This window comes from Vibrio sp. 10N.261.51.A3 (assembly GCF_041471965.1).
Taxonomy (GTDB): domain Bacteria; phylum Pseudomonadota; class Gammaproteobacteria; order Enterobacterales; family Vibrionaceae; genus Vibrio; species Vibrio crassostreae_C.
Genome location: NZ_JBFRPK010000061.1, coordinates 39,998 through 52,347 on the forward strand (window position 1 = coordinate 39,998; position 12,350 = coordinate 52,347).

Annotated in this window: 15 protein-coding genes and 1 pseudogene; 8 read left to right on the top strand and 8 right to left on the bottom strand. The window is 43.1% G+C overall.

Going from position 1 to position 12,350, the window contains the following annotated elements; all coding sequences use genetic code 11:
• Positions 1-33: 33 nt before the first annotated feature.
• From AB4371_RS15755 to AB4371_RS15775, 5 genes are read left to right on the top strand one after another with little or no spacing between them, the layout of a single operon-like run.
• Positions 34-687, top strand: coding sequence for a tetratricopeptide repeat protein (locus AB4371_RS15755; protein ID WP_372150306.1), 654 nt, complete (start codon positions 34-36; stop codon positions 685-687).
• An 8-nt stretch (positions 688-695) separates the two neighbouring features.
• The gene (locus AB4371_RS15760; RefSeq protein ID WP_372150307.1) at positions 696-1,235 is read left to right on the top strand and encodes a TadE family protein; all 540 of its coding nucleotides are present in this window, start codon (positions 696-698) and stop codon (positions 1,233-1,235) included.
• Positions 1,216-1,755: a tight adherence pilus pseudopilin TadF gene (gene tadF, locus AB4371_RS15765; RefSeq protein WP_372150308.1), complete on the top strand. Its 540-nt coding sequence runs from the start codon at positions 1,216-1,218 to the stop codon at positions 1,753-1,755. The genes AB4371_RS15760 and tadF overlap by 20 nt, the downstream gene beginning before the upstream one ends.
• Position 1,756: 1 nt before the next feature.
• Positions 1,757-3,001, top strand: coding sequence for a hypothetical protein (locus AB4371_RS15770; RefSeq protein ID WP_372150309.1), 1,245 nt, complete (start codon positions 1,757-1,759; stop codon positions 2,999-3,001).
• 11 nt (positions 3,002-3,012) lie between these two features.
• On the top strand, positions 3,013-3,645 hold the full coding sequence (locus tag AB4371_RS15775) for an OmpA family protein (RefSeq protein ID WP_372150310.1): 633 nt from the start codon (positions 3,013-3,015) through the stop codon (positions 3,643-3,645).
• A 50-nt stretch (positions 3,646-3,695) separates the two neighbouring features.
• Here the strand turns inward: AB4371_RS15775 and AB4371_RS15780 are convergent, their stop codons facing one another.
• From AB4371_RS15780 to AB4371_RS15800, 5 genes are all read right to left on the bottom strand, one after another.
• Complete coding sequence (locus AB4371_RS15780) at positions 3,696-4,307, bottom strand: CDP-alcohol phosphatidyltransferase family protein (RefSeq protein ID WP_017065358.1); 612 nt, start codon at positions 4,305-4,307, stop codon at positions 3,696-3,698.
• A complete protein-coding gene (locus AB4371_RS15785) occupies positions 4,297-4,947 on the bottom strand; it encodes an ATP-binding cassette domain-containing protein (protein WP_372150311.1) in 651 nt (216 codons plus the stop codon). Before AB4371_RS15785 ends, AB4371_RS15780 begins: the two co-directional genes overlap by 11 nt.
• Positions 4,913-6,613, bottom strand: a complete 1,701-nt coding sequence (locus AB4371_RS15790) for an ABC transporter permease (RefSeq protein ID WP_372150312.1) — start codon at positions 6,611-6,613, stop codon at positions 4,913-4,915. Before AB4371_RS15790 ends, AB4371_RS15785 begins: the two co-directional genes overlap by 35 nt.
• Positions 6,614-6,618: 5 nt before the next feature.
• The gene (locus AB4371_RS15795; protein ID WP_372150313.1) at positions 6,619-7,785 is read right to left on the bottom strand and encodes an ABC transporter substrate-binding protein; all 1,167 of its coding nucleotides are present in this window, start codon (positions 7,783-7,785) and stop codon (positions 6,619-6,621) included.
• A 428-nt stretch (positions 7,786-8,213) separates the two neighbouring features.
• A complete protein-coding gene (locus AB4371_RS15800) occupies positions 8,214-8,660 on the bottom strand; it encodes an META domain-containing protein (protein WP_372150314.1) in 447 nt (148 codons plus the stop codon).
• Between the two features lie 188 nt (positions 8,661-8,848).
• Between AB4371_RS15800 and AB4371_RS15805 the strand changes: the two genes are divergently transcribed.
• Positions 8,849-9,112 carry a DUF1289 domain-containing protein gene (locus tag AB4371_RS15805; RefSeq protein WP_017060324.1) on the top strand — a complete coding sequence of 88 codons (264 nt, stop codon included), beginning with the start codon at positions 8,849-8,851 and terminating at the stop codon, positions 9,110-9,112.
• A gap of 109 nt (positions 9,113-9,221) precedes the next feature.
• Positions 9,222-9,389 carry a hypothetical protein gene (locus AB4371_RS15810; protein ID WP_017060325.1) on the top strand — a complete coding sequence of 56 codons (168 nt, stop codon included), beginning with the start codon at positions 9,222-9,224 and terminating at the stop codon, positions 9,387-9,389.
• A 57-nt stretch (positions 9,390-9,446) separates the two neighbouring features.
• Here the strand turns inward: AB4371_RS15810 and AB4371_RS15815 are convergent, their stop codons facing one another.
• The 3 genes from AB4371_RS15815 to AB4371_RS15825 all read right to left on the bottom strand — a co-directional run bounded on the left by AB4371_RS15815 (position 9,447) and on the right by AB4371_RS15825 (position 11,590).
• Positions 9,447-9,749: a thiamine-binding protein gene (locus AB4371_RS15815; protein WP_017065764.1), complete on the bottom strand. Its 303-nt coding sequence runs from the start codon at positions 9,747-9,749 to the stop codon at positions 9,447-9,449.
• Positions 9,750-9,876: 127 nt separating this feature from the next.
• Positions 9,877-10,098, bottom strand: a complete 222-nt coding sequence (locus AB4371_RS15820; RefSeq protein WP_017057116.1) for a hypothetical protein — start codon at positions 10,096-10,098, stop codon at positions 9,877-9,879.
• A gap of 253 nt (positions 10,099-10,351) precedes the next feature.
• Positions 10,352-11,590: a DEAD/DEAH box helicase gene (locus AB4371_RS15825; RefSeq protein ID WP_017071932.1), complete on the bottom strand. Its 1,239-nt coding sequence runs from the start codon at positions 11,588-11,590 to the stop codon at positions 10,352-10,354.
• A 209-nt stretch (positions 11,591-11,799) separates the two neighbouring features.
• On the opposite strand from AB4371_RS15825, the pseudogene AB4371_RS15830 reads away from it, so the two are divergent.
• A pseudogene (locus tag AB4371_RS15830) lies at positions 11,800-12,333 on the top strand (LysE family translocator); the annotation flags it as partial.
• Between the last annotated feature and the right edge of the window lie 17 nt (positions 12,334-12,350).

A 12,350-nucleotide genomic window follows, 5' to 3' on the forward strand; every position in this document is an offset into this window, starting at 1 on the left:
TTTGGGTGTGCTAACAGTAGTTTGGATAGTAAATTGTCCGAATCCAAAGAATCAATATTAATCGAAACGAATAACTATCCAAAATTAATAGCTTATTATAAAGGTCAATTGAAAATTAAAGAAAGTGATTCAACTAGGATAAAGCTAGCAGAAGCATACGCGAATAATGGTGATTATGAATCTAGCTTATTTGTGATAACTCGTGTCAGAGAAAAAGAGTTGAATGTAAAAGCAATCGTTGTTGAGTGCAACGCATTGTTTGAGATCGGTAATATTAGAAAGGCTGAATTGTGCCTTCTGAGGGCAAATGAATTAGATAAAAACAACCCTGAAATTGAGAATCAATTAGGCATAACCTATGCGTATTTAGGTTATATAAAAAAGTCGAAGTACTATTTTGAACGATCTAGAGAGCACTTTGTTGATGATGTGAAAATCAAGAATAACTTAGCGATGGTTTCTATGCTTGAGGGGGATTTTGAACATGCAGCTTCTCTGCTTCTGCCTATCTATATTAAAGGGGCAAGTAATGAGAAAATCGAGACTAATCTTGTCTTCTCTTTAGTGAAAATTAATCAAATAGATTCAGCGAAAAAAATCCTAGCTAGTCGTTATTCAGAAAAAGAGTCATTTCAGATCATAAATGATATCAAAAGTAGCCAGTCTGTAAACTCGCCCATAATATAGGTGGTTTTATGCGAAAAACGAACAATAGAAAAAAGCACTTGGGCATTGCATCTATCGAGTTTGCTTTGTCATTTATGGCGTTTTGGTTGATGTGTATTACTTGGGCTGAGATGGGCTACATGTCTTATGTGTCCTCGGTAAGTGACTATGCAATCTCCGAGTCAGTAAGAGATGCAAAAGTTGTTATTCAAGATTCTAGCACTAGAGGTGAATCAGGCTCTACTACTGATTTTATGCAGTCATTTAAAAATTCGATTCAAGCACAGGGATCTCTTTGGGGAGAGATGATTGACCCTAATAAATTCAGGCTTTCTATTCAATATTTGGATGATATTCAGGCTTTGTCATCATATAAAGGAGAGTGTGAAATTGAAGATGACAGTTTATACGAGTTGGAATGTGGGGAGCCTGTGAATAGTGTCATGGCTGTATATCGAATTGATTATGACTTTAAACCTATGTTGTCGTTTTTAATTGACACGGAGGCTTTATTCTCACGTGAAGTTATCGTGATTCAGGAGTACGAGCGTGATCAATTTAAGATATAGACAGGCCGGAACGTTCTCTGTTGAATTTGCATTACTAGGTGTTGTTTTTGCAGCACTCTTAATATTGACAGGAGACGTCATTATAAAGCTATCAATACAAGGGAAGTTGGACCGTTTGTCTTATTCTCTTGTGAATGTGCTAAAAGAAAGAACTCAATTGTATGGTAAGAATGATAACACTTTAACAACGAATGATGCCAAAGCACTATATAAGGTCGCGAAAAACTCTTTGAAACGTACTACCGGAAATTACAGCCAAGCTAATTTGTCAGGTACATTCGAAATGCTAAGTTTTGACTTAAATGGCAACTCAAATACTACGACGGTCAAGCGCGGAGGAGGCTGTACCTTGACAGAAACCATTCAGGGTCTTCAAGCATTATCTATGATGACGTCATGGGGAAGAAGAGCTACGTTGTATCGAGTAACTCTCTGTTATAAAACAGATAATTGGGCTGGTGAGTTATTCGAGACCGACTTCACAACAGTTCAATCTTCTTCTGTCATGATGGGTAGGTAGTATGCGTCAGTCGTTAAACAAACAGAAAGGACATGCTGCGATACTATTTGCTTTACTCATCCCCGGCTTTTACGGTTTGTTTGCATTAGGAATCGATGGTGCCAGAGCTATACAAAATCGTGCTCGTCTGGGAGATGCTGCTGAAGTAGCTGCACTCGCACTTTCTGCGCAAAATAGCACAAGTTCACAGCATAATACTGCACTAGCTCGTTTATATGTAGATGCCTATATACGAGATAAAGAAACAAATGTGCCTATGAATATCGTTAGGACGGAGTGTCAGTTGACGGATCAAACTCAATGCGAAGGCGGTGCGAGGTATAGTCAGTATGATATTTCTATAACTACCACGCATGAATCTTGGTTTCCCGGTAACGATAATTTTGTCGGCTTAGATGAAAAGTATTCTGTAAGTCATGCTGGTACAGCGAGAAAATATCAAGGTGACTCCATTGATATTGCATTCGTGACAGACTTTTCGGGATCAATGGATTATTGGTGGGGTACAAAGAGAAAATATCAAGAGGTACAAGATATTATTTCAAATGTGCTCGTTGAATTGGATAAATTTAACCAAGAAAGCGCCTCACCCGATGAGCTTAACAAGGTTGCCTTAGTTCCCTTTGCTGCATATTCGGTCGATGCGGTTGGTGGGCGGTGTAATGGTAGTCGGAGTAAAAGAAAAATATATTATTCAGACCAAATTGTGTACGGGTGGAACGATAAGCAGAGTGCGAAAAATACAGTTGTAGATTTATGGCAAGTAAAAGAATCCGATGAGCGCTGTGATTATGTTACTAATTATGATTATTATACCACCCCACTGACGTCTGATTTAAACAGTATTGACAATGATATTAAAAGTTTTTCACCTGAGGGAGGAACAGCTTCTTATCAAGGTATTATGCGAGCAGCACAAATCTTAAAGGCGACAAATACACCAAACCCTCGGCGGTTGATCGTTATTCTTTCTGATGGAGACGACAACAATTCGGATATGGCTAGTGCTTTGGTGGAGGAGGGGATGTGTACTGAAATTATCGACGGGCTGAGTTCTGACAGAACTGTTTCTGGGCGTCCAGTGACGGCACAGCTCGCTTTGATTGGCTTCACTTATGATGTTAATGACAATAGAGCTTTAGCTGACTGTGTTGGTGAAAGTAATGTTTACGATGCCTCCAACCCAGACGAACTGTTGGAAATTATTCTAAACCTGATTTCAGAAGAAATTGGACATATCAAGTAGTAGGAAAGTTCATGAATCCACTAAAGTATTTATCTATCGCTCTTTTTTTCTTCGTGTATAGCGCGGCGAGTATAGCCAAAGAGAAAGAAGTTATGTTTAACGAGTATTGTGCAAAAGAAGGGATGGACATTGAGCGCTCTGTTAGAGTGGGAGATCCTATCTCTATTATCCCTAATGCCGGACCTTTCAACATGCTTGAAACGACGAGTAAACACGAACTTAATAAAGACTTGCGTCAGTTTTTGATTGGCGAGGTCGGCGTCAGCAAAGGTTGTAGCGAGTTTCTAATCCTTAACGGTCAGTTAGAAAATGGAAGGCAAGATGACCCTCTAGCAAAAGTTTACTTTTCTTTCGACCGGTCTCAGTTAACAGACTCTTCTCTCTATATTCTGGATAAAATTGTAAAGTTAGCATCGTTGTCTAGTAGTAAGTTTTTGCTCGAAGGTCATACTGACAGCGTAGGAAGTTCTGATTACAATCTAGCACTTGGAGAACAGCGTGCAAATTCAGTAGCGTTTTATCTTCAATCAAAAGGGGTTGAAGGAATTAGCATTTTATCGAGTGGCGAATTAGCACCTGTAGACACTAACTCCACAAGTCAGGGGCGAGCGAATAACCGACGTGTCGAAGTGATGGTAAATTAGATTCAACAAAATAAAGGATACAATTATCGATTGTATCCTTTCTTGGTGTCCTAATTTATTTTGAGTGTCTGGAACCCAAAATAAATACGCATGAACGTGGTTAGCCAACAAGCTGCACCAAAGGTGTAAGCGATAACCGCAAAGTGTTGAGGCCAAATACAAAACGCGATGAAACAAGCGATGGTTTCAGTGCCTTCGGTTAGCCCTGACATGTAGTACAGAGACTTATGCTTATAGACTGGGTTTTCAATGCCTCGCTTGCCTGCCATAACCGCAAACGCTAAAAAGCTGCTGCCTGTGCCGATAAAAGAGAAGATCAAAAATGCACCGGCAATGGCGTTGTGTTCTGGGTTGGCAATGACAAATCCAAAAGGGATCAGCGAGTAGAATAGGAAATCTAGGCTGATATCGAGGAAACCGCCCGCATCACTAATGCCTTGGATTCGAGCCAAGGCTCCATCAAGCCCATCACATACTCTATTAAACACAATGAAGCCTAACGCCCACTCATATTGTTGAAATGCCAACGCTGGAAACGCTAAACACCCAATCAGAAATCCGAATAACGTGGTTTGATTGGCCGTGATACCCAATTGGTTTAGTAACTTAGCAGACTGATTTAATGGCCACTTAATGACCTTAATGGAGTACTTATCCAGCATGGTTACTTCTCCATGGCCAAGACAGTACTTCTGCCCCTTGAGGTACATCGGCTTCGTCGTGCGTGACCATTAATGTAGGGATATTCGCTTTGGTCAGCTGTTCGAAGACCCAATCGCGAAATTGTACTCTGAGCTCTTGGTCTAACTTACTGAACGGTTCGTCAAGCAGGGCGAGTTTAGGCTTGGCTAACAACATACGAGTCAAGCTTATTCTTGCGCGTTGACCGCCGGATATTTGATCCGGGAAAGATTCAGCTAAGTGAGTTAGCTCTATGTCTTTTAGTGCAGCCATTGCTTGTTTTTGGCGAGCGGAACCTTTAACAGAGTTCGGTAACGAAAAGGCCAAGTTTTCCCATACTTTGAGGTGCGGAAACAACAAGTCATCTTGAAACAAAATACCGACTTCACGCTGATGTGATGGAAGCTCGTCGAGCTGAATATTGTTCAACACAACGGTGCCAGAGTACGAAAAATCTTCACTTAAGTGACCAGCAATCGCATCCAGTAAGGTCGACTTTCCGCAGCCACTCGGCCCCATCAAAGCCAGTATTTGGCCAGATTCTAATGTGACGTTTAGCGCTGAGAACAGCGAATCTCCATCGGTTTTACGGATGGCGAGGTCGTTGAGGTACAGACTCATTACTTAGGAAACCTTTAAAAGTAAGACGGCGATATCTCAGTTGAAGTCGGCTGACTAATATCGCTAAAGAGAAAAAGAACAGAGGCAATAGGGCCTGCCAAATGGCATAGATTGCTGTCACCCTGCGGTCGAAACCACTGGTAAGTGCAACGGCTTCTGTGGTGATCGTGCTAATACGGCCCGCGCCGAGCATTAATGTTGGAAGGTATTGGGCCAAACTCACGCTGATCCCGACCGCCCAAGCAAAGGCAATCGCAGGAAGCAAGATTGGTAGTTTGATCGAATACCAACTCTGAAATGGCGATTTACCTAGGCTCAGCGAGGCTTTAATCAACCCATCATTGAAGCTTTTCCACGGGCCATCCAAAGACAGGTACACAAACGGGAAAGCAAAGAAAACATGCGCCCAAATCACCCAGAACTCATAGGCACTACTGCCGATGTAGAGGGTCGTGACTTGCATACCAAACAACACTGAAAGCTGTGGTATTAGCATTGGAATAGCGATAATGAAGCCCGGAACTTGCCACTTGTATTTGATTCTGTATTCGTGAGCAACCAGCGCAAGCAACAAAGCGATTGAAGCAGCAATCAGACCAATCCATAGGCTTTGACCAACGGTGTTCATGATGCCTTCCCACTCGAACTCCCAGAAGCGCGTGCTGTAGCGGCTCGGCAGTAAATCAGGGAAGCGCCAACGCTGAGCAACGCTCCAAATTACCATTAAAGGAATGATCAGCAGTGAAAGGCTAGCAAGGACAGTGAATACCGTTTTCCCCGGAAGGTTTGCCCCTGTTCTTCCGGAATACTGCCAAGTTCGAAAGTACTTAAGAACCGCCCATTCAACTAAACGCGCCAAGGCGATGATCAACGAAGCTAAACCAAACAAAACGATGGCACCAGCAGCAGCTCGCGGAAGTAGGTTAAGATCCGGATCGTTGAACCATTGCCATACCAAAACGGCAAAGGTCGGCGGGTTGGTTGGGCCTATGATCAAAGCAATATCGACAACCGAGACACTGTAAGCGAGTACCGCCAGCATTGGGAAACGAAGCTTAGTAAACCATTGTGGGAAAATACATTTCCACCAGATCTGAGCGCGGCTGTAACCGAGCGATGCACTGACCTTGGTGATACGCTCTACATCAATTTGCTGAAGTATCGAAATGCTCATCAGCAATAAGAAGGGGACTTCTTTGAGTGCGAGCATAATAATTAAGCCGAACGCGTATGGGTCTTTCACCAATAACGCCAATTCAGAGCTGGTAGCCGATTCGCCGAGCAAGTGATGTACCGCTCTTGCGCCAAGCCCCGTTGGACTAAACAGAAAAGCAAAGCCGATAGCGAAAGCTACATGTGGAATGGCAAGCATTGGCGATAGCGTAAACTCAATCTTTCTCCAAAACTTGTTTCCCCAAGAGGCTTGAAGAATACAAAAGGTCAGGAAGCAGGCTATATAGCTGCTTGCAATTGCTGAACCTAGGCTTAAGCCAATAGAGTGCCAAGCCCCTTCCCATTGAAAGACTTGGCTAAAACCGTTGAGTGTCGGCTCCTCTAAACCAAGGGGCGGGATGAAACTCAGTGACGAAGCCACGACTCCCGCTACCCCAGGAATGGTCGGGATAATGCATACAGCTATAACAACAAAATATAGAGCGCGTAGCATGAAGACTAGTTACCGTATCGCTTAAGCCACTCTTTCTCGAGCGCGTTTTGCCAGCTAGGGTGTGGTTCATCAACCGATTTAAATTGCTGGGTGTTTTTAGCGCTGCCAGTGAGGTACTTGCTGCTCAGAACCGAAGGATCGCCCCAAACATTGAGGTCCCCCTTGCGAGACTGTGCTTCAGGGCTCAGTAAGAAGTTAATGGTCACTTGAGCACCCGCGGTTGCATTGGCGTTCCAAGGAATCGCAAGGAAGTGAATGTTAGATAGAGCGCCGCTTTCTAGAGCATAAGCCTTAGTGGTTTCGGCTAAGCGACCACTGGCTTGTGCTGAATAAACAGAGTTTGGATTAAACGTAATCGCGAGATCGATCTGTCCGTCATCCAGAAGTTGGATGCTTTCCGATGTGCCTGCTGGGAATTGTTTGCCACCGCGCCAAGCCACTTTATGGAATTTATCTAAGTAAGCCCACAGTGGTGCCGTCACTTCTTGGAAGTTGTCTTCTGAAACCGGCTGAGCCAGTGCAGGGTTATTGTTTGTTAGTTCAATCAATAGAGACTTAATGAAGCTCGTGCCATGAAATTCTGGTGGGCGCGGGTAGCTTAAGCGATTCGGGAATGCCTGAGCGTAGCTTAACATCTCAGAGAATGATTGTGGCGGGTTGTGAAGTGTTTCTTGGTCATGAACGAACACCAGTTGTCCCACGCCCCAAGGTGCCTCCAAGCCTTCTGTTGGCTCCGAGAAATCGACATCGATCGGCAAAGACTTATCCACGTACTGCCAGTTTGGAAGTGTTTGAGTGAATGGTCCAAACAACAAGGCATTTTCTTTCATTGAACGGAAATTCTCGCCGTTAATCCAGACGATATCGACACTGCCTTCAGTGTTCTTTCCTGCCGCCTTTTCTGCGAGTAAGCGAGTGGTAGTTTCTGCAATATCGGTTACTTTCACATGTTTTAAGGTAACACCGTACTCACTTTGTAATTTCTTGCCCGCCCACTGTAGGTAACGATTGATCTCTTGGCTTCCGCCCCAAGCGTGAAAGTAGACAGTTTCTCCCTCTGCCTGCTGTTCTATTTGGTTCCAGCTGTCGGTGGATGTTGCTTCATCAGCATAAATGGTTGCGCTGTATGCAACGGTTGCCATGATTCCTAACGTACTTACTATCTTGTTCATAAACTTTTCCATTTGGTAGTGAACGGGCAAGAGCATTGTATTTTCGAACTCCCTAGTGCGTATTGACCCTTCGTGGTTAACGAAAGATCAACATGCCCTAATAGTTATTCTATCTGTTTCTGAAATAAATTCTAATTCAACAGTAAATTCAATCAATTACTTGAGAACAAGCAGGGAGTTCGCGGTCGAGTTTTGTTCGATACGTAATCATCTCGAAAACTCGACAGACTCTAGGCTTTTGCCATCCTAGCAACAGACCGCTGAACCGTTGAATTTATTGCATCTAAATGAGAGATTTTTGAGGTTTATTGGAGGTTGGTACGAAAAGTCGGCGATGAGCGTCAATTTTGAAGAAGTAGTGAGGGCAAGCTGACAATAAAAAAGGAGCCATCAGGCTCCTTTAATCAGTATTTGGTTTCGATGACGGATTAGTTTACCCAGTCACGAATTGTGTACGTTAGCGTGTGTACATCGTTTTTCAGTACTAGCGTATCGTTTGTTAGCGTTACGTCGCTCCACTCGCTTAGAGTAGCAGAAACCGATTGTTCGATTTCCATCGCAGAGCTGTGACACATTTTCATTGTCATGCCCATTTGCTTGATACGGAATTGACCGTCTTTCAGCTCGCCTTGACCGAAGAAGTTGTTACAACCAGCCATGCCGTTTGCAGTCATCTTTTCGCCGATCTCTAGACGAGGAGCTGCTTGGTCTTCGCTTTTCACAATGTCCTTGCCATCAATTTGCGCAAGTTCCCAATTATGGTGCTGTAGATCGGTTGGTGTTACTTGCATCGCGTTGTCACCTGTTGTTGTGCATGCTGCTAGCATCATAGGTAAAGCGGCTACTGCTAGTAATTTTTTTGAACTAAACTTCATATTATAAGGCTCCAAAGGAAAGAACGAAGTTACCGGATAAGTGTAACTTGATGGGTTCAAAGTATAGTTTACAAAACACTATATGTGTCAGTATAAGGTCATAGTTTAGTATGGATTTCACGAGCCAGGCGACAAATTAATCGCTTATTTTTGAGAGAGTAAGCGTAATTTTGAATGTGTAAGGAGGCATGGTGGAGCAGTTAGAGTTTTTCCAAGTTCCAAGCCCTTGCGTTGGGGTTTGTTCAAGCGATGACAAAGGCTATTGCAACGGTTGTATGCGCAAGAGAGAAGAGCGCTTTAATTGGATGTCGATGACACCGTCAGAACAATTGCACGTGATAAAGCTGTGTCGTCAGCGCTATAGAAGAAAAATAATGAATCAAAAAAACTTGATTGGTAAGCAGGTCGATGAAGAGGGAAATACCAGTCCCCAAAGAGATCTTTTTGGCTAAAGAGGAAGTATTTAGATTTTATTTAACTCCGAAGTAACTATTACTTTACATAATGGTTGGGGTGTAATATTAAAGTAGGTACCTTTGTACCTGAAGGAGTGGTGTCGGTATGAATAAAAAGAACGTAAAAATCAAAAAAGAGCCAGTCAAAGCACTTGACCGAAAACCGATCGGGGCAAAAGATGACCCTGAAGAGACTCCGCGTGATTGGCATTCGATGTCAGAAGAAGAACGAATGGAAATCCTTTCTCACCTCTCAGACATGCCTTTCCAATAACACCACTGGTTCTTCAGAGCCTTTCTTAAAGCTCAGTTTTCAGAAACAAAAATGTGATTAAACAAACATGTGATTCGCTTTCGTTACACCACGATGGTACGTGCAAAATGTATCATCGGCCTCGGTGGTTTTACTGTGAATCTTAATGTTTGTGATCACTTCTACCGCCCCTGCATCGTAGCAAGCTTGTTCTGCTTTTTTAACGATATCGAGTAATTGGTTGAGTTCACCTTTCATCGTAGTTTCCATCGCACCGACTTGGAAAGGCACATCGGCAGCTTTCACAACTTCAATGGCTTTATCAACCACTTCGAAGTTGTTGCCTTCTTTAACGCGAGGTATCACTTGGAAGGCAACCATCACTTCTTTTTCTCTTTTTAACTCAGACACTTTCTGCTTACTCTAGGATAGGGAATTGTTGCAGATGATAGGTTAATTCGGAGACGAATTCTACAGCGATTATGCTGGTTGGATTACTCTCTTTGTCCTACTTGTTACCCCAGTGGTCACTTACCCAACCACCTATGTGCTCATCAAAATGACTGCCACTGAACCTCTGGTTGCGTTCAACCGAAGTATCACAATCATCTTTATTATCTATTAGGGTTTGTATGTAGTTTGCCATCGGGTCATTGGAACGTTGACGATCTCGGCGAGTTGCCACTTCCTTAATCAGTTGTAATCGATATGTAGAGCTAGCACGTTTCATTTCAATGACCTCCTGTTGTAGACACTAATAGAAAAATCTAGTTGCTAGATATAGGGGCGTCAACGTGATTTAAGAGTATTTTTTTTGAGCAACCAAGAATCAATACGTTGGCATCATAATTCACAAAAGTGTCATTTAAGTTGGCAACTTTAGGGAAGTTTTTGGGTGTGAATTTGTATTTTGTTGCATATAAAAAAGCCCAGTACAAACTGAGCTGACCATTCTATTTCTGGTTACTTAGAGTTATTTCTGGTTACTTAGAGCTATTTGGTTTGCTTTTAAATTGCTTAATGCTTTTCTTTTTAGCTGTTCTTCGATTGGCCATTTTATCTTTAGGTGGACGCTTGCGAGCGGTCGTTTCAGATGCAGGTTTGTCGGTAACCGGGAAACCCTCTAATGGTTGCAGCACTAACGGCTTATTGGTCAAGGTGCGAATCGCATTGAGGTAGTCAGTTTCGCTGTGGCTAACCAGAGAGACCGCGCAGCCAGTACTTCCTGCTCTTGCTGTACGACCAACGCGGTGTACGTAAGTTGCTGAGTGAGAAGGTAATTCGAAGTTAATTACGACAGGTAATTGATCAATATGAATGCCTCTAGCCATCACGTCTGTCGCGATAAGCACACGAGTCTCGCCATTTTTGAAACTTTCTAATGCTTGCTCTCGTTCTTCTTGGCTCTTATTTCCATGTAACGCACTCACACTGATTTTGGCTTTATTCAATCGTTTGGTTAATGCATCGGCATTGTCTTTTGCGCCAATAAATACCAATACTTGCGGCCATGTGTGTTGATTGAGTAGTGCGATGAGCGCTTGAGCTTTACTGCCTTTGTTCACTAAATACAGGGTTTCTTCAATAGCCGCGACCACGCTGTTTTCTTGATGTGTCGTGACCTTAACTGGATTTGAAAGAAGCTCTTCAGCCTGACCTACTAATTCGGGCGGAAGTGTCGCAGAGAACAACAGTGACTGACGTTTGCTCGGTAGTGCTGAAGTAATCGCTTGAATATCTGGCCAAAATCCCATGTCGATCAGGCGGTCGGCTTCATCAAGAACCAATGATGAACACCGAGCTATATCCAGTTCATCACTTTTGATTAAAGCAAGTAGGCGGCCCGGTGTGGCGATGGCTAATTGTGGTTTAGTCGATAATTGTTGCTGTTGATCATCAGTATTTACGCCGCCCGTTAGCGTTACCAATTTGATATTGAGCGTTGTCGCGATCGGTTCTAAAGATTTGGTCACTTGAGATGCAAGTTCACGGGTTGGAACAATGATCAGTGCTTGCAGTTCATTCACATCTTGGTTGATGTTATTCAGTAAAGGTAAGCCGAACGCCAATGTTTTACCGCTGCCCGTTTGAGCCAATGCGAGTACGTCTTTCCCCGCAATAATGGTAGGAATTACCGCTTGCTGTATCTCTGTCGGCTTATTGAATTGAGATGAGAGCGCGGAGACGGTTTTTGCGTTAAGGGTTAGGCTATCAAATGACATAAATGAACCAAGTATCAAAAAGGAGGTGGAGTCTATCAGGGCTACAAATGTTAGAGAATCAGTTTTGTATGTTAGACGATAAACACATTCATTATACGCGCGAATTATGTCTGTTAGCTATACGCGATAATTAAGCGTTTATCATATTGTAATGGCACTGAATGGACGTACAATGTCCGCCCTAAAAATGTTCATGAAATGAGATCGAAATGAGTTGGGACAGTATCTGGCTGTTTATCGTTATCGTGTTTTTTATTGCCATTATCCCGGGCCCAAATGCGCTGTTGGTATTAAGCACAGCCTTAACTCAAAGGAAGCTGTTCGCATTTGTGAACGTGTTGGGCGTGTCATGTGGTTTCTTTTTTCATGCCTTTATCTCGGCTAACGGCATAAGCTTATTACTGTCGAACACTCCCATGGCCTTTGAAGGGCTAAAGTGGGCTGGGGTTTTGTATCTTGTCTGGCTTGGGTATAACCATTTTCGTGCGGCGCTGCGCGCTCAAGAGGGCGTGCTCTCTGTGGTCAGTGCATCGGGAAGTAAGCTTTATAAGCAATTTTTCAAAGGGCTTCTCACTAATCTACTGAATCCTAAAATTGTCCTGTTTTATCTTTCTATATTCCCTCAATTTGTTTCAACAGATGCGATTGTGACAGACAGTTTGATACTTGGTGCAATTCAAGCGTCAGTGGTGTCGATGTGGTTCTTAGTTGTGATCTTAATGGCGGATACCTTTAAGCGCTTGTATGGATAATAAGCACT

What these genes read in the sequence shown, in the direction of transcription:
- AB4371_RS15760 (WP_372150307.1), top strand. Translation starts at nt 696, where the DNA reads ATGCGAAAAACGAACAATAGAAAAAAGCACTTGGGCATTGCATCTATC.
- AB4371_RS15770 (WP_372150309.1), top strand. Translation starts at nt 1,757, where the DNA reads ATGCGTCAGTCGTTAAACAAACAGAAAGGACATGCTGCGATACTATTT.
- AB4371_RS15775 (WP_372150310.1), top strand. Translation starts at nt 3,013, where the DNA reads ATGAATCCACTAAAGTATTTATCTATCGCTCTTTTTTTCTTCGTGTAT.
- AB4371_RS15780 (WP_017065358.1), bottom strand. Translation starts at nt 4,307, where the DNA reads ATGCTGGATAAGTACTCCATTAAGGTCATTAAGTGGCCATTAAATCAG.
- AB4371_RS15785 (WP_372150311.1), bottom strand. Translation starts at nt 4,947, where the DNA reads ATGAGTCTGTACCTCAACGACCTCGCCATCCGTAAAACCGATGGAGAT.
- AB4371_RS15790 (WP_372150312.1), bottom strand. Translation starts at nt 6,613, where the DNA reads ATGCTACGCGCTCTATATTTTGTTGTTATAGCTGTATGCATTATCCCG.
- AB4371_RS15795 (WP_372150313.1), bottom strand. Translation starts at nt 7,785, where the DNA reads ATGAACAAGATAGTAAGTACGTTAGGAATCATGGCAACCGTTGCATAC.
- AB4371_RS15800 (WP_372150314.1), bottom strand. Translation starts at nt 8,660, where the DNA reads ATGAAGTTTAGTTCAAAAAAATTACTAGCAGTAGCCGCTTTACCTATG.
- AB4371_RS15805 (WP_017060324.1), top strand. Translation starts at nt 8,849, where the DNA reads ATGGTGGAGCAGTTAGAGTTTTTCCAAGTTCCAAGCCCTTGCGTTGGG.
- AB4371_RS15810 (WP_017060325.1), top strand. Translation starts at nt 9,222, where the DNA reads ATGAATAAAAAGAACGTAAAAATCAAAAAAGAGCCAGTCAAAGCACTT.
- AB4371_RS15815 (WP_017065764.1), bottom strand. Translation starts at nt 9,749, where the DNA reads ATGGTTGCCTTCCAAGTGATACCTCGCGTTAAAGAAGGCAACAACTTC.
- AB4371_RS15820 (WP_017057116.1), bottom strand. Translation starts at nt 10,098, where the DNA reads ATGAAACGTGCTAGCTCTACATATCGATTACAACTGATTAAGGAAGTG.
- AB4371_RS15825 (WP_017071932.1), bottom strand. Translation starts at nt 11,590, where the DNA reads ATGTCATTTGATAGCCTAACCCTTAACGCAAAAACCGTCTCCGCGCTC.